Here is a 17115-nt window from a genome sequence, read left to right on the forward strand (position 1 = left end):
GAGAGGGCAATAATGGCAGTACAAAGCATTGATTTACCACGCGATACAACTATGAAAGATATAGCGGCGAGCCTGCGAGTAATAGCAGGCTTTACAGCCGCAGATCTCGTTACAATGAAACAGGTAAAAGCTATCGTAGAGGGCAAAAAAGAAAAAGAAGTATTTACAATAGGCGACCAGATCACAGTACCTTGGACGGATAAGGCAACAAATGTAACATACGCGGCAGTTATGGACGTCGTGCACTTTGGAGACGTAGAGCTTAAAGACGGCGAAACCACGAACGCTATGTTTTTACAATGGCATTATTGTACGCCATTCGGGGTACAGTATGACGCAGCAGAGGAGGAAGTGGCAACAGAGGCGACATTTAGCGCAGACTATAATTATTACACAAAAAACAGCGACGGCAGCTTTAGCCTTGCGACTGTAACAACAGGCGGCGCTATTCCTGCGGGCACAACATATTACCACAGCGCAATTAAAGACACGAGCGGCAATATTTGTAGATATGGTTACAACCGCTGGAGTCATAGCGCTATAAGGCAGTGGCTTAACAGCAAGGCGGGCGTAAATGCTTGGTGGACTGCGCAACACAAAGGCGACGTTAAGCCCGCGGAGCTTGCAACAAAGGCAGGCTTTTTAACGGGTTTTGACGACGATTTTTTGAGCTGCTTAACGCCTATTAAAATCGTAACAGTACCGAACACCATAAGCGAGCCAGATAAGAACACACCGACAGAAGTTACATACGACAAAATCTTTTTACCAAGTATGGAGCAGATGTACTGCACACCACAGGAAAGCGGCGAGGGTGACTACTGGGAGTACTGGAAGAGAGCCAGCGGGCGTACAACACCTTGCGCACAAGGGCAGACATACCCAGAAATGATTACATACGCCATAGAGAACCATAATTCAGCACAGTACGTCCGCTTGCGTGGCGCTTATCGTGGCACCTCGTACGGTACGTGGTGCGTGTACTCGAGCGGCGGCGTCGGCTACTACCACGCGAACAACTCTGCGCGCTGCGCGCCCGCTTGTGCAATTACGGGGGCACCCATAGCAAAATAACACTAATGCCCTGCAGACACCCTCTAAAGTTCAATGGAGAAGTGCAGAAAAGGCGCTATCTGGAAAGATAGCGTAGGCAAGTGTATACCATTTAAGTTTTAACTTTAAAGCTGCGCAGGCTTATTAATAAATGCAAGCGCGGCGAGATAACAAAAGAAAAAGTAAATGTATGTTATAAGAGTTATGGAAAGGGGCGAAATCATGATTTTTGAGAAGTTAAAAACCAGCGTTAAAGAGCAGCGAGAAAACGAACGCTTAAAAGCTACAGTACAGGAGCAGGCGGCGCTACTCGAGTATGTAGCAACTATGGCAGACATTGACTTGCCAACGCTGGCAGAGGACACAGAGCATACGGAAAGCGAGGCGGCAGAGAATGAGTAAAGCGGCAAAGAGATACAAGAGCTATTACGTAGCAGGCTGGTATAACGAGGAAATGCTTAAAAACCTCGTAGGCAAGGGAAAATTAACACCAGAAGAGTACAAGGAAATTACAGGCGACGACTACACAGAAAAAGAGGACGACGCCGAAGCATAAGAGATTAACAAAAGAGTTGCGCAAAAGAAAAAATAAAAGGCGCGGCAGCGCGGAAAGGCGAAAAGATGAAAGTAAAAATTTGTGCAACTATTGGAGCACTCGGCGGGGCTGTTGCTGCCTTGCTGGGCGGCTGGACTACATCACTTGCAACGCTTGTAGCTTTTATGATTATTGATTATATTAGCGGGGTAATTGTAGCGGGAGTATTCCACAAGAGCAAAAAAACCGAAAGCGGCAGCTTAAAGAGCGTAGCAGGAGCAAAGGGGCTTTGTAAAAAAGGTATGATTTTATTATGCGTATTAATTGCATACCGCTTAGATCTTGCGACAGGAGTAGACTACATACGCGAGGCTGTAATTATCGGCTTTATGTCCAATGAGCTTATAAGCATTGTAGAAAATGCGGGACTTATGGGCGTGCCTATGCCAGCAGCTATTACTAAGGCTATCGACGTATTACAGAACAAAGGCAAGAAAGAGTAAAAGCGATAAACTAAAGAGATATACAAAAGAGTTTTACCCAAGAAAGCTATTAACACGGGCTTATAAAGAAAGGTAAAACCATTATGAACAAACAGGAATTTTTACAGTTAATCGTACCACTTGCACAGGCAGAGGCAAAAAGAAGAAAGGACGCAGGCACAGGCTTTGTACTTCCTAGTGTGTGCATCGGACAGGCGGCATTAGAGACAGGCTGGGGCAAATCTGCAATAATGACAAAAGCTAATGCTTTTTTTGGAATAAAGGCGACCGAGAGCTGGAAAGGGAAAATATATAACTCTGCAACGCAGGAATGTTATAATGGAATTGACTACGAAGATATTACAGACGCATTTAGAGCATATGATACGCCAGATGATAGCATAAAAGATTACTACAACCTTATTACGCGTAGTGCACGCTACGCAGCAGCGGTAAATGTAACAGACGTACGCACAGCCATAACAGCAATAAAAAACGGTGGTTATGCTACAAGTCCTACATATATAGAAAATGTTATAGATGTAATTAACGGCGATAATTTAACACAGTACGACTATGTGGTAACAGGAAACGCAGAGCCACAGCCAGCGGAAAGCAAGAGCGCCGAAGAACTGGCAGACGAGATTATTAACGGCGTATGGGGAAATAACCCAGAACGCCGCGAGAATATCACAGCCAAGTACGGCGCAGAGGCATACGAAGCAGCGCAGGCTATCGTAAATCAGAGAGCAGGAGCGACAGAACCAGCACAGCCAAGTAAGAGCACCGAAGAGCTGGCACAGGAAATTATTAACGGAGTATGGGGCAGCAACCCAGAACGCCGCGAGAATATCACAGCGCAGTACGGAGCGGCAGCGTATGAGGCGGCACAGGCGCGCGTAAATGAGATTATGGGCGCAGGCTCTACCATTAAGAGTAAAACAGCCGAAGAACTGGCAGACGAGATTATTAACGGCGTATGGGGAAATAACCCAGAACGCCGCGAGAATATCACAGCGCAGTACGGAGCGGCAGCGTATGAGGCGGCACAGGCTATCGTAAACGAGCGTATGGGGTAATCATATGCCAAGAGGCTATTAACGCAGAGAGTGTTAGAGAGGCACTTATAACGCTGCGAGGACAGCTTAGCGAGTAAGTACAGAATAGCACCGCTGCGGCTGGGTAATAGTCACGTAACACGCAAAAGGGCTTGTAAACCTAGTAAATAGCGGGGCTACAGTTTACATTGAGGAAGCTGCTAAGAACGGTAAGTTCTAATAAAAAGTAATTGACAAAATATTGGAGAGCAACAGGTGATAAAAACCTGTTGCTCTCTTTTTTAATGCTTGACTTTTAGTGGAAATGTGGATATTCTTTACGGAATAAAAATATTGAGAGATAATGAAAGGAAGATTATGAATTTTTTAGTTAATAAAATACTTGATGATGGCAGCGTTTCATATGGTCTTACAGGCTCAGGATATGTGGTATTAATAATTGTCTGTGTCTTATTAATGACTATAGGATGTTTTGCAAGAGATAATAATAGTAAACTGAATGTAAAACATATTGCATTTGCAGCAATGGCTATAGCTCTTGCGGTTGCGACTTCCATGATTAAAGTTATTAAACTGCCAATGGGAGGTTCTGTAACACTGTTCAGTATGTTATTCATAGTGCTTATAGGATACTGGTATGGAATAAAGACTGGTCTGACAGCAGCTATTGCATATGGAGTTTTGCAGTTATTACTTGATCCATATATCCTGAATATTCCTCAGGTGCTTCTTGATTATATATTAGGCTTTGGAGCACTTGGGTTGTCAGGAATATTTTCTAAATCAAAACACGGTCTTGTGAAGGGATATATTATAGGAGTTATAGGCAGATTTATATGTTCATTCTTGTCTGGCTGGATATTCTTTGCCGTGTATACACCGGATTTTTTTAATAGTGCGATACTTTATTCAGTTGTTTACAATGGCTCGTATATTGGACTTGAAGCAGTGGTAACTCTTGTAGTTATATCCCTACCTCCTGTTAATAAAGCACTGGCATATGTTAAAAATAATCTTGTATAGAATAATTGGATAAATAATATAAAAAACTCATGCAGATTGTGGTAAATGTGATTACTTCAATCTGCATGAGCTTTTTATAAGTCGGCGTGACAGGATTTGAACCTGCGGCCTCGTAGTCCCGAACCACGCGCTCTACCAAACTGAGCCACACGCCGATATTTAAATGTGACTTATATATTATAGCGTATTTATGAGGAAGTGCAAGAGAAAGAATAAAATATATTTATATATATTTATACGATAAAAATAACTGCTGTATTGACTTTAGAAATGATATATGATATATACTATATAAATAACATTACGCAATGCGATAATAAGGTGGGAATGCTATTGCAAATAGGTTTAAGAGTAGTATATAATAAATATATAAGACAAATGAAATCACTCTATCCTTATATGTGGTATTACCTGCCGTAAGTAAAAAGGGGAAGAGTATGGGGAATTTAAAAGAATATTCAAAAGAAATAAAAGAAACAGCAGCTAATCTTAGAATTATAGATGACGCACTGTTTAGATTGATGGGAGAAAAGCCGGGTGTATGTGAAGAAATATTAAGAACGCTTCTTGATATGCCACATTTACAGGTTGTGAAGGTTTCTGTACAGAGTGTGGTCCAGAGCTTTCAAAGAGAAATAACATTAGACGCGTTATGCATGACACAAGATGGAAGATATTGCAATGTTGAGGTGCAGAAGGGAAATTCCAATGATGATATCAGAAGGACAAGATTTCATGCGGCAGCGTTGACAGCAAAATATACACCTAAAGGTGCTGATTTTAAGAATGTTCCAGATGTTACAATTGTATATATATCTGAGTATGATGTCTTAAAGAATAATCAGACAGTGACGCATGTAACAAGGTGTATGAAGAATGATGAAAGTTACGTTCCAGTGAAAGATGGAGAAGATATAATATTTGCAAACACTTGTGTTAATGATGGCTCGGACAAATCAGAACTATTGCAGTTAATGCTTAATAAAGAAGCATTTTATAATGATAAGTTTCCACAGATTAGCAATGCGATAAGCTATTTCAAGGAGACAGAAGGAGGTCAGAGTGAAATGTGCAAGATAGTAGAAGATTATGCTAAAGAATATGCAAAGAATTCAATACAGGAAGCAATAGAAGCGAAGAAACTGGCAGATGAAGCAAAGAAACTGGCAGATGAAGCAAAGAAACTTGCTGAAGAAGAAAAACAAAAAGCTGAAGAAGAAAAACAAAAAGCTGAAGAAGAAAAACAAAAAGCTGAAGAAGAAAAACGAAAAGCTGAAGAAGCGGAGAGCAGAGCTGGCAAAGCAATTGAAAGAAATTATAGATTAATAGTGAATATCCTATCAGGAAGAACATATGAGGAAGCGGCAGACATGTTAGGGATATCGATAGAAGATGTGAAAGAAGCTGAAGCAGCGATAAAGGCTATTGATAAATAATTAGTGTCTGTAGTTGCAATGATGAGTTCTTTCGGACCGGTTGTTGCACTTGATAATCTTGGAAGTACATTGCAGAACACATTTGCAGCAGGAAACAGAGTGTTGGATATTCTTGATGAACAGCCGGTAACTAAGGATATCACAGGTTGTGAGGAAGTTGAATTTAATGGTGCAGCTACTGAAAATGTTACATTCTCATATGGTGAGGAAACTATAATTTCTGATGTATCAATTCCGGTTTTAAAAGCAAGCATTATTGGAATTTCAGGAAGAAGCGGAAGCGGTAAATCAACAATTGCAAAGCTTGACGCAACAGATGAGGAAATAATTGAGGCGTGCAAAAAGGCTTCAGTACACGATTTCATATCAAAGCTTCCTGATGGATACGACACTAATGTCGGTGAACTGGGAGATATGTTATCAGGCGGAGAGAAGCAGAGAATCGGGCTTGCTAAAGCATTTTACATGACGCGCCATTCGTGCTTCTTGATGAGCCGACAAGTAATAAAGTCGAGACAGAATAAACTTGCAAAATGTATCTTAAAAGGGCAAAATATACTCGTATTATTTCATTGATTAAATGTAAGAAAGAAGGATAGATATGGGACACGAACTTACTAAGAATGATATCAAAAAGATGGAAGAAGAGATTGAGTACAGGATACATGAGGTAAGAAAGGCTGCACTTGATGATGTCAAGGAGACAAGGGCTCAGGGGGATTTAAGTGAGAATTTTGAGTATCATGCAGCGAAAAGATTTAAGAATAAGAATGAAAGCAGAATAAGATATCTGCAGAGAACGATTAAGAATGCGACTGTTATTGATGATTCATCAGCAGATGATGAGGTTGGCGTTAATAATACGGTTGAGGTATTGTATGAGGATGATGAAAGTACTGAGACTATTAAGATTGTTACTACAATCAGAGCTGATTCATTAAGCGGTATGATCAGCATAGAGTCGCCTCTTGGCAAGGCTCTTCTTGGGCATAAGAAGGGTGACAGGGTGCTTGTACAGGTAAATCCACAGGTTGAATATTATGTTGTTATCAAGAGTATATCTAATACTGATGATTCTGATGATAATATAACAAGTTATTAATAAATAAAAAATATATTATTAAGTTGACATAATGGCGGCATGCTTATATAATCTTAGTATACATTTGTTTGTGTAAGATTATTATAAGGGGTGCCGCTTTTGCAGTTTAATGAAGCACAGATTCAGGCTATACAACATAATACAGGACCGTGCATGGTAATTGCAGGACCGGGTTCAGGAAAGACAACGGTTCTTACACACAGGGTGAGATATCTGATTGAGAGGTACGGCGTTAATCCATCAGATATTCTTGTTATTACATTTACTAAGGCTGCTGCTGAACAGATGAAGCTTAAGTTTAAGGGGTTGTCAGAGGGCAGAAACTCTGCAGTGACGTTTGGCACATTTCATGCAGTATTTTTTACAATACTTAAGGCAGCATATAATTATTCTGCACACTGTATTATTAAGCCGCAGATACAGCATGAATTCGTGAAAGACCAGATGTGCAGGCTTGAACTGGAGTATGATGATGAGAACGAAGCTGTAGCTGGTGTTTTATCTGAGATAAGCTGTGTTAAGGGTGAAGATGTTAATATAGATGAATATGAGAGCAGATGTATTCCACCACAGAGTTTTAGAATAATGTATAGGGCATATGATGATATGCTTGTAAGAAAACATCTGATTGATTTTGATGATATGATTGTACAGTGCCGCGAGCTTCTGATGCAGAGAGAAGATTACAGGAGGGCGTGGCAGAATAAGTATAAGTACATTCTGATAGATGAATTTCAGGATATTAATAAGGCACAGTTTGATGTCGTGAGGATTCTTGCTGATGAATACAGAAATCTTTTTGTGGTGGGGGATGATGACCAGAGTATATATGGATTCAGGGGTTCTGCTCCACAGATAATGTTAGATTTCAATAAGTATTATAGTGATGCAGTGAGAATTGACATGTGTATTAATTACAGGTCAACGGGCAATATTGTGTTTGCTTCAAGGGCTGTAGCAGAGGAGAATGAGCATCGTTATTATAAAGATATAACGACGTACAATTCACAAGGAGATACTGTGTCTGTATATGAATTTAACAGTCTGAATGATGAGAAAGCATTTCTTGTATCAGAGATAAGAAGACTGATTGATACTGGAATAGCTGCTGATGACATTGCTGTGTTATCAAGAACTAATGTAATTGGGAATATGTATATGTCAAGGCTTGAAAGTGATGGAATTCCATGCTGCGATTATTCAGTAGTACAGGATATATATGAGCACTGGATAAGTAAGGATATTCTTACATATATAAGGATAGCACTTGGCAGCAGGGAAAGAATAGACTTTCTGCGGATTATTAATAAGCCGCTCCGATATATAAGCCGTTCATATATTACACAGCCGGCAGATATTAATGCATTGAAGAGAGGCTATGAGGGGAATGAACAGATGAGTGAACAGGTGGAAAAGCTGGCATCTGATATTAACATGATAAGAAATATGTCTCCATTTGCAGCTGTTAATTATATAAGAAAGGGTATTGGCTACGATGAATATATAAGAAATTATATATATGAACATAAGGCTGATAAGGAAGAATTATATAATGTGCTTGATGAACTGGCACACAGGGCGTCGCGGTATATGAGCCTCTCACAATGGCTTGATGGTATTACAGAATACCTTAAGCAGTGTGATACTCAGCGTAGGAACAACACGGTGGAAGGTGTGCATATGCTTACAATGCATGGCTCTAAAGGGCTTGAATATAAGATTGTGATGGTGATGGATGTATGTGAGGGGATAATACCGTATAATAAGGCAGTTCTTGATGAGCAGATAGAAGAGGAAAGAAGACTTTTTTATGTTGCAATGACAAGGGCAAAAGAAAAGTTGTATCTTCTGTACCCCAAGCAGAGGTACAACAAAGATACAACCCGTTCACGCTTTATAGAAGAACTTCTTACTGCTCGTTATCCTCTTCTTCGTACAGATCTTCATACTCCATAGCATCTAATTCTTCGTCAAATGCTTCAGATACAAGCTCATATTCTTCATCAGATTCAATATTCTCAAGTATAGGTTCGTTGTCGCCTTCAACCTTGTATCTGTAAAGATATACCTCATCGTTGTCTGCAGCTTCACCCTCAAGTGGAAGAAGTGCGATATAGTCGTTATCTCCAGCAGGGAATATGCGTATTATTGCACATTCACATTCTGTGTTATCGTCAAGCATAAGAGTTACTGTGTTATATTCCTGATTATTATTCTCCATAATGTCTCCGTTCTGCCAGTAATGGCTTTAGTATTTTCTCTACTCTAACAAATATTATGTATAAAAGCAATGAAAATAAAGAAAAAACACTTGTCATTTTATTATGTAAGGTGTATATTATGTATAAGTTAATAATTTAAGTCAAAGGGGACGATTTTAGCAACAACGCTAGGATTGTCCCCTTTTTGGTTAAATTAATAGCATTTACAACGAATATTATAATCTGGAGGTTCACGCCATGGATAAAATCGATAAGAAGATAATTACATTATTACAGCAGAATGCAAGAATGCCATTAAAGGCACTCGCCGAGAATGTTTTCCTTTCATCACCGGCTGTTTCAGCAAGAATTGAGAGACTTGAGAAGGAAGAGATTATTGAAGGATATGAAGTTAAGATTAATCAGTTAAAGCTGGGATATCATATAACAGCATTTATTAATCTTGAAGTTGCTCCTGTGCAGAAACCGGATTTCTATCCATTTATCAAGTCATGCCCTAATGTTGTTGAATGTAACTGTGTAACAGGCAATTATTCAATGCTATTAAAAGTTATGTTCCCAAGTACCATGGAACTTGATACATTTATCGGCCAGCTTCAGAAGTTCGGAAGAACAAGTACACAGATTGTGTTCTCAACACCTGTTGCTCCAAGAGGTATTGATGTTAATCAGGAGATGCCTACAGATAATTAAATTCATCAAAAGTTCATAATTATTTAACCTATTAACACTGTCAGACACTTGCTGTTCTGGCAGTGTTTTTGTTATAATTATCTGAGTTTAAATTTCGTGTTACGAGGAGGTATTATGAGTAAGGCTTCAGATATATTAGATAATGTAAGTAAGGTGATTGTGGGTAAGAGAAATGTTTCAGAACTGGTTCTGACAAGTATTATTGCCGGTGGACATGTTCTTCTAGAAGATGTTCCAGGAACCGGTAAGACTATGATGGCGAAAGCATTTGCAAAGAGCATTGATGGACAATTTTCAAGAATTCAGTTTACACCAGATCTGCTTCCTTCAGATATTACAGGTGTGCATGTGTTTAACCAGAAAGAGGGTGAATTCGTATTCAGAAGAGGTCCGGTATTCGCTAATGTTATTCTTGCAGATGAGATTAACAGGGCAACACCTAGAACACAGTCAGCATTGCTTGAATGTATGGAGGAACATCAGGTTACTGTGGATGGTGAATATTCTAAGTTAGAAGAACCATTTGTTGTAATTGCAACACAGAATCCTATTGAGACAGCAGGAACTTATCAGCTTCCTGAGGCACAGCTTGACAGATTCCTTATGAAGATTAACATGGGTTATCCAAAGAAAGATGATGAGGTACTTATTCTTAACAGATTCTTAAAAGAAGATCCTTCTAAAGGACTTTCAACAGTTGCAACATGTGAGGATATTGCTGTAATGAAGGAAGAAGCGAAAAATGTATATGTTCACCCGGTGCTTATTGATTATATTGTTGAATTGGCAAGGATGACAAGACAGCAGGATAATGTATCAATCGGTGTAAGCCCGAGAGGAACTCTTGGTATGCTCAATGCGGCGAGAGCATATGCGTATGTTGCAGGCAGAGATTATGTTGTACCAGAGGACATCAAGATACTTGCACCTGTAGTATGGGCACACAGAATTGTGTTACAGACAGGTTACATGAATATGGATAATAAAGAACAGATTATAGAACATGTTGTTAATAACACAGCAGTTCCTACTGAAGATTGGAAGAGATAATGAATGTATTATTGATGCTTATTGGTGTACTTATAGTATATCTGGCAATTAAGCTTGTATTTCGTTATAACTGGAATAAGGGGCTGGGTGTCGCTCTTGAATTTGAGAAAAAACATGTTGTAAATGGCGAAACAGTTAATGTTGTTGAGGTTATATCCAACGAAAAACGTCTGCCGCTGCCATGTGTGAATCTTAAGTTTCAGGTGGACAGGGAACTTGAATTTCCTGGAACAGATACTAATTCAAGTGTGTCGGACCTTGCATACCGCAATGATGTGTTCTCATTTCTGGCTAATCAGAGAATTACAAGAAGAATTCCTGTTAAATGCAATCACAGAGGTGTGTTCAAAATATCAGGCGTACAGCTTACATTTGCCGGACCATTTATGAATGAGATTAATGTTCTCAAAGTGGGTAGTACCTGTGAGATAACAGTTTATCCTAAGACTGTGGATAGTAAGAGATTCAGCTTTATAAGAAGCAGAATATCAGGAGAAGCAGAATGTAAGAAATATATGCTTGAAGATCCATTTGTGTTCAGAGGAATAAGAGATTATACAAGCAACGACAGCCTAAAGAATGTGAACTGGAAGGCAACAGCGAGAACAGGTAATCTGTGTGTTAATGAATATAATGAGTCAGTCAGCCGTAATGTATGTATTCTTCTTAATCTTGAGGATGATGGAATGCTTACATATGATTCGGTTAATGAAGAAGCAATAAGTCTTGCAGCTTCTGTGGCAGAAGAGTTCATCAGACAGGGAATTAATGTCTCTCTAATTAGTAATGCATGTGATGTTGACACAAAGGAAGCAGTTGGTATAAGAGAAGGAGCAGGAGTTGGACATCTTGGAAGTATTAATACTGTACTTGCAAGAATGGATTTAAAGCTTGAAAAAGAAGAGTTTGCAGCGCTTATTAACAGAACATTTATAGAAAATGTTTCTGTCCAGAGTAGTGACAACAGTGTATATGTTGTTATATCAGCGAGCAGAAGAAAGAAGCTGCAGCAGACTATGCAGAAGTTTGAGAAAAAGTATGGACAGGTTATATGGATTGTTCCATATATGACTGGTGGAGAATACAGCCTTGATTATTGTGGTATCAGACCAGAGGGCTGGGAAGTGAAATAAGTTTATCAGGAGATAACATATGAATGAGTCGGGACAAGTTTATAAGTATAATAAACTGAGAACAATAAGAACATTGACAGATATAATAAGCCAGTGTATTGTAGCGTTCGCATTTTCTGCATTTGTTATATTGGGACTTACGAATAAATCTGACAGTTATATTATTGCAACACTGCTTATGGCAGTTCCGGTTATTATAACTTATGTGGCAAGAAAGAATATACATAAGAATTTTCTATTTATGCTGATTCATGCTGCTTTGCTTATAACAGCCATTATAATTGGTAATGGAGATGCAGAGTCTACAGCATATTTTGTAAGTGTACTTGCTGTGTGTATAAGGTCTGTAAGCATAAGAGTGGCTAATGCAAGAAAAACTGAATATATGAATGAACCGCTTTATGGGAATCAGTTTGCTGATGTGACTCAGGAAGATAAGAAAGCTGCCTTGCAGGCAGGAGAGAGAATGTCACCTCTGTATTGTGTGGTTATGGTCGCAGGAAGTCTTTATGGCGGTTCAGCAGGCAACAGACTGCTTGTTAACTATGAAACAGTATTATTTGTGCTGTTTGTTCTGCTTGCTTTTCTTGCAAACCAGTTAAAAGAGCTTAATTCTCTGTTTATAAGTAATGCTGGCAAATCAGAATTTCCTGCTGAGAGAATTACAGGAATTAACATGATAATGGTCATGGTTGTGTCAGGACTTATGATTCTTGGCATGATTCTGTTCTATAGTGGGGATTATGGCAATATATTTACACTGATTGGTTCAGGTTTTGTAGCAGTTGTAAGGATAGTGCTGAAGCTGTTCTTAAGACTTATAAGAGAGAAAGAAGAAGTCTCTACGATGCCCGAAGATTCCGTGAATCCAGTCACTGATGATGATGTGGTAAAGGGAGATAACGACCTTGCATTTACTGATAATCCTGTTATGAGTGCATTATTTACAGCATTTGCAATAGTTCTTGTAATTGCACTTGTTGTATTTATTGTCTATATGATTATCAGATATGCCAAGAATTTCAAAAAGTCACAGGATAATAATGGTGATGAGATTGAATTCATTGGCAATGACAGAAGAACAGAAGCAAGGATAAAGAGACGTCAGAGAGCAGAAGAAGCTAAGAATATGCCTGTTAATATGCAGTACAGGAAGGCATTCAGAAAAGCAGCAATAAAATCATCAAAGGCAGCCAGGGATTCGGATGGTAAATCACTTGAAAATATGCAGCCACAGGACATAACAATAAACAGAATAACTAACGATGCTGATGCTGCAGACAGAATTACAGCAAGTTATGAGAAAGCAAGATATTCTGATAAGAATATTTCCAAAGAAGAACTTGAATTTATGCTTGACTTTATAAAAAATGACAAGTATAATAAGCGTACATAATAAGTAAATGCTGTGAAGAGGACTATTAGATAGGAACCAGAGTCAGAGAACTGCCGGGTGGTGCGAGGCAGTCGAAGGAACTTATTGAACTCGCCTTGGAGCTGCTACCTGAAATCATTATGAGAAGTAGGAGTAGCCGGAAGCCAACCGTTATAGTGGACAGAATATAATGCAGCACATTTGTTGTACGTATTCAGTGAGTGCATAGCATAGCTATGAAGAAGAGTGGTAACGCGTGAGATTTATCTTTCGTCTCTTTGGGTGGAATTGCCCATGGACGAAAGATTTTTTTATGCTTATCTTTAAGGAAGCCTTTACTTATTAACAATACATATTTATATTTTCAGGAGGTTTTAGGAATGTTTGATTACAGACAGTATGAAAGAGGCTATTTTATGCCACCAGTTAAGTGCAATGACTGGGTTAACAAGGAGTATGTTGATAAGGCACCAATCTGGTGTTCGGTTGATTTAAGAGATGGTAACCAGGCTCTTGTTGAACCTATGAGTCTTGATGAAAAGCTTGAATTCTTCCAGATGTTAGTTGAAGTTGGATTTAAAGAAATTGAAATTGGTTTCCCTGCAGCTTCTGAGACAGAATATGAGTTCTGCCGTACACTTATTGAGAAGAATATGATTCCTGATGATGTTACAATTCAGGTTCTTACCCAGGCAAGACCACATATTATTAAGAAGACATTTGAAGCCGTAAAGGGTGCTCCGAGAGCAATAGTTCATGTATACAATTCTACTTCATTAGCACAGAGAGAACAGGTATTCAAGAAATCTAAGGAAGAAGTTAAGCAGATTGCTATTGAAGGTGCTAAGTTATTAAAGGAACTTGCTGAAGCTGATGGAGGAAACTTCCTTTTTGAATACAGTCCAGAGAGCTTTACAGGAACAGAACCAGAGTATGCACTTGAGGTATGCAACGCTGTTGTTGATATCTGGCAGCCAACACCTGATAAGAAATGTATCATCAATCTTCCTGCTACAGTTGAGATGTCACTTCCACATGTATTTGCAAGCCAGATTGAATATATGTCTAAGTACATGCACAACAGAGAAAATGTTATTATTTCTCTTCATCCACATAATGACCGTTCGACAGGTGTTGCTGATGCAGAGTTAGGACTTCTTGCAGGAGCAGACAGAATTGAGGGAACACTTTTTGGTAATGGTGAGAGAACAGGTAATGTAGATATTATTACACTTGCGATGAATATGTATATGCAGGGTGTTAATCCTGAACTCAATCTTTCTGATATGCCACATCTTGCAGAAGTATTTGAAAGACTTACACAGATGAAGATTGATGACCGTCATCCATGGTGTGGTAAGCTTGTTTTTGCAGCTTTCTCAGGTTCACATCAGGATGCTATATCTAAGGGAATGCATTACAGAATTGAAAATGATCCTAATAAATGGACAGTTCCATATCTTCCAATTAATCCAGAAGATGTAGGACGTACATATGATTCAGATGTTATAAGAATTAATAGCCAGTCTGGTAAGGGTGGTGTTGCTTATGTTCTTGAACATAACTATGGAATGGTTGTACCTAAGGCTATGAGAGAAGATCTGGGTTATGCTGTTAAGGATGTATCGGATGTTAATCATAAGGAGCTTTCAGCAGATGAAGTTCTTGAAATATTTGAGAAGAGATATAAGAAATACACACCAGTATTCAAGATTTCTGAAGTACATTTCAAGCAGATTAATGGAATACAGACAGTCGTAACTATTAATGAGAATGGTGAGAAGTACAATGTTGAAGATGGTGGTAATGGTCGTCTTGATGCTGTAAGTAATGCTCTTGCCAGTCATTTTGGAAAGCCTTGTGATATCTTCTGTTATGAAGAACATTCATTAAAGAAGGGTTCTGATTCTAGTGCCATTGCATATGTTGGTATTACAGGAGAGGATGGAAAGAATTACTTTGGTATTGGTATTGACCATGATATCATCAGAGCTTCTATTGATGCGTTAGAGTCAGCTATGAACAGAAGCCTTGAAGCATAATATTTAAATTGAATAATGTGTAATATAACCCATGTCCGGAACGTATACTAGAATGATACTGATTCAGGATATGGGTTGTTTTATTAATGTAGAATTAAACCCCCCCAAAAAAGGGGGAAGCAGTACTTTGGTACTAATGCTATTATACGCTGAGAGAGGGAAATATAGTTAAGGGGAAACTATTGGTTCAGACATTTTTGGAGGGATAGTAATGTTTTTTAGAAAACGATTAAGTGGTTTGGATGTAAAGATTAAGAAAACTGCAGTTGGCGTTCTTTTGGTTGCAATAGTTGCAGGTTCTGTGTTTGCTGGTACGTCTTTAAGAGCTGGAGCATATTCAAAAACACAGGATGTCCTTAATGAATTATTAGGAGCAGCAAAACCTTACGGTGTAGTTGCTGAAGAATTTAAGAATGGTAATCACAATCAGACATGTTTCGCGACTAACAAGCTTGTAATAACAGATCAGTGGATGAGTGCATGGCTTGATATGAGCGTTGGAACAACATATATCAAGAGTTTTGATAATTCTGGTTCATCAGAGGTTAATGTGGATAGGAATGCATTTAATAATCTTGTGCTTGGAACTGATTATGATTATGAACCCAGAGAGAATAAATATTATATTAAGGATGCTAACGGAAAAAGAACAGGTGCTGTTATTAATGTTGCTAACTGCAAGGATACAATCAATGTTTATTATGCAGAGGATTATATGGATGTAACTGCAGCACTTGATAATGTATACGATAATTTCAAGGCGTATTCAGATACACCAGATTCGGAGGCTGATATAGTTATTGGTGCTTATGATGATAGAAAGATTGATCTTGCTTCATTTAAGAATAAGCAGATTGTAGTGGTAAATATGTATGCTAATAATTATATTGACTGGCAGGGAAAAGAAGTTTCATCTTATTATGGAGAAGGACAGCTCAACATAACAAATAAAGCACAGGGACAGTTTGTTATCATTAATCTGCTTGGCGGTGATGGTGATGCAGACATTAAAAGATTCAGCATTAATGGAAAGAATACAGGCGGATTAACAGATGTTGATGTATCAGACACGGTTATTTTCAATGCTGTTAATGTAACTGGTAATATTAATATAGGTGAGGTATGTGGTATAGTTGTTGCACCAAAAGCAGATATTACCTTAACATCTACATGTAATGGAAGAGCAATTTCTAAGTCATTTGTTAATGTCAATGGACAAATGCATTTTATATCAGATAATCAACAGCAGGAGACGACACAAAAGGAAACAACATCTGTAGCACAGTCTTCAGCAGAAACAACAAAGTCAGAAGAGACAACAACTGCACAGGGAACAACAAAGTCAAACGAGACAACAACTGCACAGGAAACAACAAAGTCAAACGAGACAACAACTGCACAGGAAACAACAAAGTCAAACGAGACAACAACTGCACAGGAGACAACAAAGTCGAATGAGACAACAACTGCGCAGGCGACAACAAAGTCGAACGAGACAACAGTTGCGCAGGAGACAACAAAGTCGAATGAGACAACAGTTGATGCTGGTAAGGAAACTAAGCCGACAAAACCAGAATCAAACGAAACAACAGCTGTTAATGAGACAACAAAGTCAAATGAAACAACAGTAGATTCTAATAAACAGACAAAAGAACATACAACTTCATCAACTCAGGTCACAAAGAAGACTGGTGAAGTTGCAGGAGATGAAGAATTAGTTACAGGAAAAGAAGATGAGACTGTTGATGGCTCAAGAGTCAGAAAAGCTGGTGAAGTTGCGGCTGATGAAGAGGTTGTAAAGACTGGTGACAATAATCATGTATGGGTATATATTGTGATTCTTGTAGCAGCAGCTGTTATTTCTGGAACTGTTATTGTGATAAGCAAAAAGAGCAATAAAAGATAATAAAT

The 17115-nt window shown here is 38.7% G+C and carries 16 protein-coding genes, 1 tRNA gene, 1 pseudogene and 1 other annotated feature; of the genes and pseudogenes, 16 read left to right on the top strand and 2 right to left on the bottom strand.

All coding sequences use genetic code 11. From position 1 onward, the window contains the following. Positions 1 to 12 precede the first annotated feature (12 nt). From GKE48_RS10080 to GKE48_RS10105, 6 genes are all read left to right on the top strand, one after another. Entirely contained in the window at positions 13 to 1074 is a 1062-nt protein-coding gene (locus tag GKE48_RS10080) for a DUF6273 domain-containing protein (protein WP_154301020.1), read from the top strand. Between the two features lie 165 nt (positions 1075 to 1239). Further along, positions 1240 to 1455 (top strand): hypothetical protein, encoded by a 216-nt coding sequence (locus GKE48_RS10085; RefSeq protein WP_173016919.1) that lies wholly within the window; start codon positions 1240 to 1242, stop codon positions 1453 to 1455. Then, the gene (locus GKE48_RS10090; RefSeq protein WP_154301022.1) at positions 1448 to 1609 is read left to right on the top strand and encodes an XkdX family protein; all 162 of its coding nucleotides are present in this window, start codon (positions 1448 to 1450) and stop codon (positions 1607 to 1609) included. The genes GKE48_RS10085 and GKE48_RS10090 overlap by 8 nt, the downstream gene beginning before the upstream one ends. Before the next feature lie 65 nt (positions 1610 to 1674). After that, the gene (locus GKE48_RS10095) at positions 1675 to 2091 is read left to right on the top strand and encodes a phage holin family protein (protein WP_154301023.1); all 417 of its coding nucleotides are present in this window, start codon (positions 1675 to 1677) and stop codon (positions 2089 to 2091) included. An 83-nt stretch (positions 2092 to 2174) separates the two neighbouring features. Next, positions 2175 to 3149: a glucosaminidase domain-containing protein gene (locus tag GKE48_RS10100; protein ID WP_154301024.1), complete on the top strand. Its 975-nt coding sequence runs from the start codon at positions 2175 to 2177 to the stop codon at positions 3147 to 3149. A 336-nt stretch (positions 3150 to 3485) separates the two neighbouring features. Next, on the top strand, positions 3486 to 4151 hold the full coding sequence (locus tag GKE48_RS10105; protein WP_022097207.1) for an energy-coupled thiamine transporter ThiT: 666 nt from the start codon (positions 3486 to 3488) through the stop codon (positions 4149 to 4151). A gap of 81 nt (positions 4152 to 4232) precedes the next feature. On the opposite strand, the gene GKE48_RS10110 is transcribed toward GKE48_RS10105, so the two are convergent. Next, a tRNA-Pro gene (locus GKE48_RS10110) sits at positions 4233 to 4306 on the bottom strand. Positions 4307 to 4588: 282 nt separating this feature from the next. Here GKE48_RS10110 and GKE48_RS10115 point away from each other — a divergent pair. From GKE48_RS10115 to GKE48_RS10130, 4 genes and pseudogenes are all read left to right on the top strand, one after another. Beyond that, positions 4589 to 5587, top strand: coding sequence for a hypothetical protein (locus GKE48_RS10115; protein WP_055215286.1), 999 nt, complete (start codon positions 4589 to 4591; stop codon positions 5585 to 5587). Then, positions 5588 to 6093: pseudogene (locus tag GKE48_RS10120) on the top strand (ATP-binding cassette domain-containing protein); the annotation flags it as partial. 95 nt (positions 6094 to 6188) lie between these two features. Continuing rightward, a complete protein-coding gene (locus GKE48_RS10125) occupies positions 6189 to 6689 on the top strand; it encodes a GreA/GreB family elongation factor (protein ID WP_022097204.1) in 501 nt (166 codons plus the stop codon). Positions 6690 to 6788: 99 nt separating this feature from the next. Beyond that, entirely contained in the window at positions 6789 to 8645 is a 1857-nt protein-coding gene (locus GKE48_RS10130; protein WP_055215284.1) for an ATP-dependent helicase, read from the top strand. Here the strand turns inward: GKE48_RS10130 and GKE48_RS10135 are convergent. Next, positions 8599 to 8910 (bottom strand): DUF1292 domain-containing protein, encoded by a 312-nt coding sequence (locus tag GKE48_RS10135; protein ID WP_055215281.1) that lies wholly within the window; start codon positions 8908 to 8910, stop codon positions 8599 to 8601. The two genes, GKE48_RS10130 and GKE48_RS10135, sit on opposite strands and share 47 nt — an antisense overlap. A 238-nt stretch (positions 8911 to 9148) precedes the next feature. On the opposite strand from GKE48_RS10135, the gene GKE48_RS10140 reads away from it, so the two are divergent. The 6 genes from GKE48_RS10140 (at position 9149) to GKE48_RS10165 (ending at position 17110) form a co-directional block, all read left to right on the top strand. Continuing rightward, on the top strand, positions 9149 to 9604 hold the full coding sequence (locus tag GKE48_RS10140; protein WP_012739463.1) for an Lrp/AsnC family transcriptional regulator: 456 nt from the start codon (positions 9149 to 9151) through the stop codon (positions 9602 to 9604). A gap of 114 nt (positions 9605 to 9718) precedes the next feature. Next, positions 9719 to 10654 (top strand): AAA family ATPase, encoded by a 936-nt coding sequence (locus tag GKE48_RS10145; protein ID WP_022097201.1) that lies wholly within the window; start codon positions 9719 to 9721, stop codon positions 10652 to 10654. Beyond that, the gene (locus GKE48_RS10150) at positions 10654 to 11787 is read left to right on the top strand and encodes a DUF58 domain-containing protein (RefSeq protein WP_022097200.1); all 1134 of its coding nucleotides are present in this window, start codon (positions 10654 to 10656) and stop codon (positions 11785 to 11787) included. Before GKE48_RS10145 ends, GKE48_RS10150 begins: the two co-directional genes overlap by 1 nt. A gap of 19 nt (positions 11788 to 11806) precedes the next feature. Then, complete coding sequence (locus GKE48_RS10155) at positions 11807 to 13183, top strand: hypothetical protein (RefSeq protein ID WP_022097199.1); 1377 nt, start codon at positions 11807 to 11809, stop codon at positions 13181 to 13183. A gap of 3 nt (positions 13184 to 13186) precedes the next feature. Continuing rightward, positions 13187 to 13443: a binding site (T-box leader), on the top strand. A gap of 99 nt (positions 13444 to 13542) precedes the next feature. Next, positions 13543 to 15204 carry a 2-isopropylmalate synthase gene (locus GKE48_RS10160; RefSeq protein WP_055215274.1) on the top strand — a complete coding sequence of 554 codons (1662 nt, stop codon included), beginning with the start codon at positions 13543 to 13545 and terminating at the stop codon, positions 15202 to 15204. A gap of 211 nt (positions 15205 to 15415) precedes the next feature. Then, positions 15416 to 17110, top strand: a complete 1695-nt coding sequence (locus tag GKE48_RS10165; RefSeq protein WP_154301025.1) for a hypothetical protein — start codon at positions 15416 to 15418, stop codon at positions 17108 to 17110. Positions 17111 to 17115: the final 5 nt, after the last annotated feature.

It is taken from the genome of Lachnospira eligens, assembly GCF_009680455.1.
GTDB lineage: Bacteria > Bacillota > Clostridia > Lachnospirales > Lachnospiraceae > Lachnospira > Lachnospira eligens_A.

What these genes read in the sequence shown, in the direction of transcription:
- GKE48_RS10145 (WP_022097201.1), top strand. Translation starts at nt 9,719, where the DNA reads ATGAGTAAGGCTTCAGATATATTAGATAATGTAAGTAAGGTGATTGTG.
- GKE48_RS10160 (WP_055215274.1), top strand. Translation starts at nt 13,543, where the DNA reads ATGTTTGATTACAGACAGTATGAAAGAGGCTATTTTATGCCACCAGTT.
- GKE48_RS10135 (WP_055215281.1), bottom strand. Translation starts at nt 8,910, where the DNA reads ATGGAGAATAATAATCAGGAATATAACACAGTAACTCTTATGCTTGAC.
- GKE48_RS10150 (WP_022097200.1), top strand. Translation starts at nt 10,654, where the DNA reads ATGAATGTATTATTGATGCTTATTGGTGTACTTATAGTATATCTGGCA.
- GKE48_RS10080 (WP_154301020.1), top strand. Translation starts at nt 13, where the DNA reads ATGGCAGTACAAAGCATTGATTTACCACGCGATACAACTATGAAAGAT.
- GKE48_RS10115 (WP_055215286.1), top strand. Translation starts at nt 4,589, where the DNA reads ATGGGGAATTTAAAAGAATATTCAAAAGAAATAAAAGAAACAGCAGCT.
- GKE48_RS10100 (WP_154301024.1), top strand. Translation starts at nt 2,175, where the DNA reads ATGAACAAACAGGAATTTTTACAGTTAATCGTACCACTTGCACAGGCA.
- GKE48_RS10155 (WP_022097199.1), top strand. Translation starts at nt 11,807, where the DNA reads ATGAATGAGTCGGGACAAGTTTATAAGTATAATAAACTGAGAACAATA.
- GKE48_RS10095 (WP_154301023.1), top strand. Translation starts at nt 1,675, where the DNA reads ATGAAAGTAAAAATTTGTGCAACTATTGGAGCACTCGGCGGGGCTGTT.
- GKE48_RS10085 (WP_173016919.1), top strand. Translation starts at nt 1,240, where the DNA reads ATGTATGTTATAAGAGTTATGGAAAGGGGCGAAATCATGATTTTTGAG.
- GKE48_RS10125 (WP_022097204.1), top strand. Translation starts at nt 6,189, where the DNA reads ATGGGACACGAACTTACTAAGAATGATATCAAAAAGATGGAAGAAGAG.
- GKE48_RS10090 (WP_154301022.1), top strand. Translation starts at nt 1,448, where the DNA reads ATGAGTAAAGCGGCAAAGAGATACAAGAGCTATTACGTAGCAGGCTGG.
- GKE48_RS10140 (WP_012739463.1), top strand. Translation starts at nt 9,149, where the DNA reads ATGGATAAAATCGATAAGAAGATAATTACATTATTACAGCAGAATGCA.
- GKE48_RS10165 (WP_154301025.1), top strand. Translation starts at nt 15,416, where the DNA reads ATGTTTTTTAGAAAACGATTAAGTGGTTTGGATGTAAAGATTAAGAAA.
- GKE48_RS10105 (WP_022097207.1), top strand. Translation starts at nt 3,486, where the DNA reads ATGAATTTTTTAGTTAATAAAATACTTGATGATGGCAGCGTTTCATAT.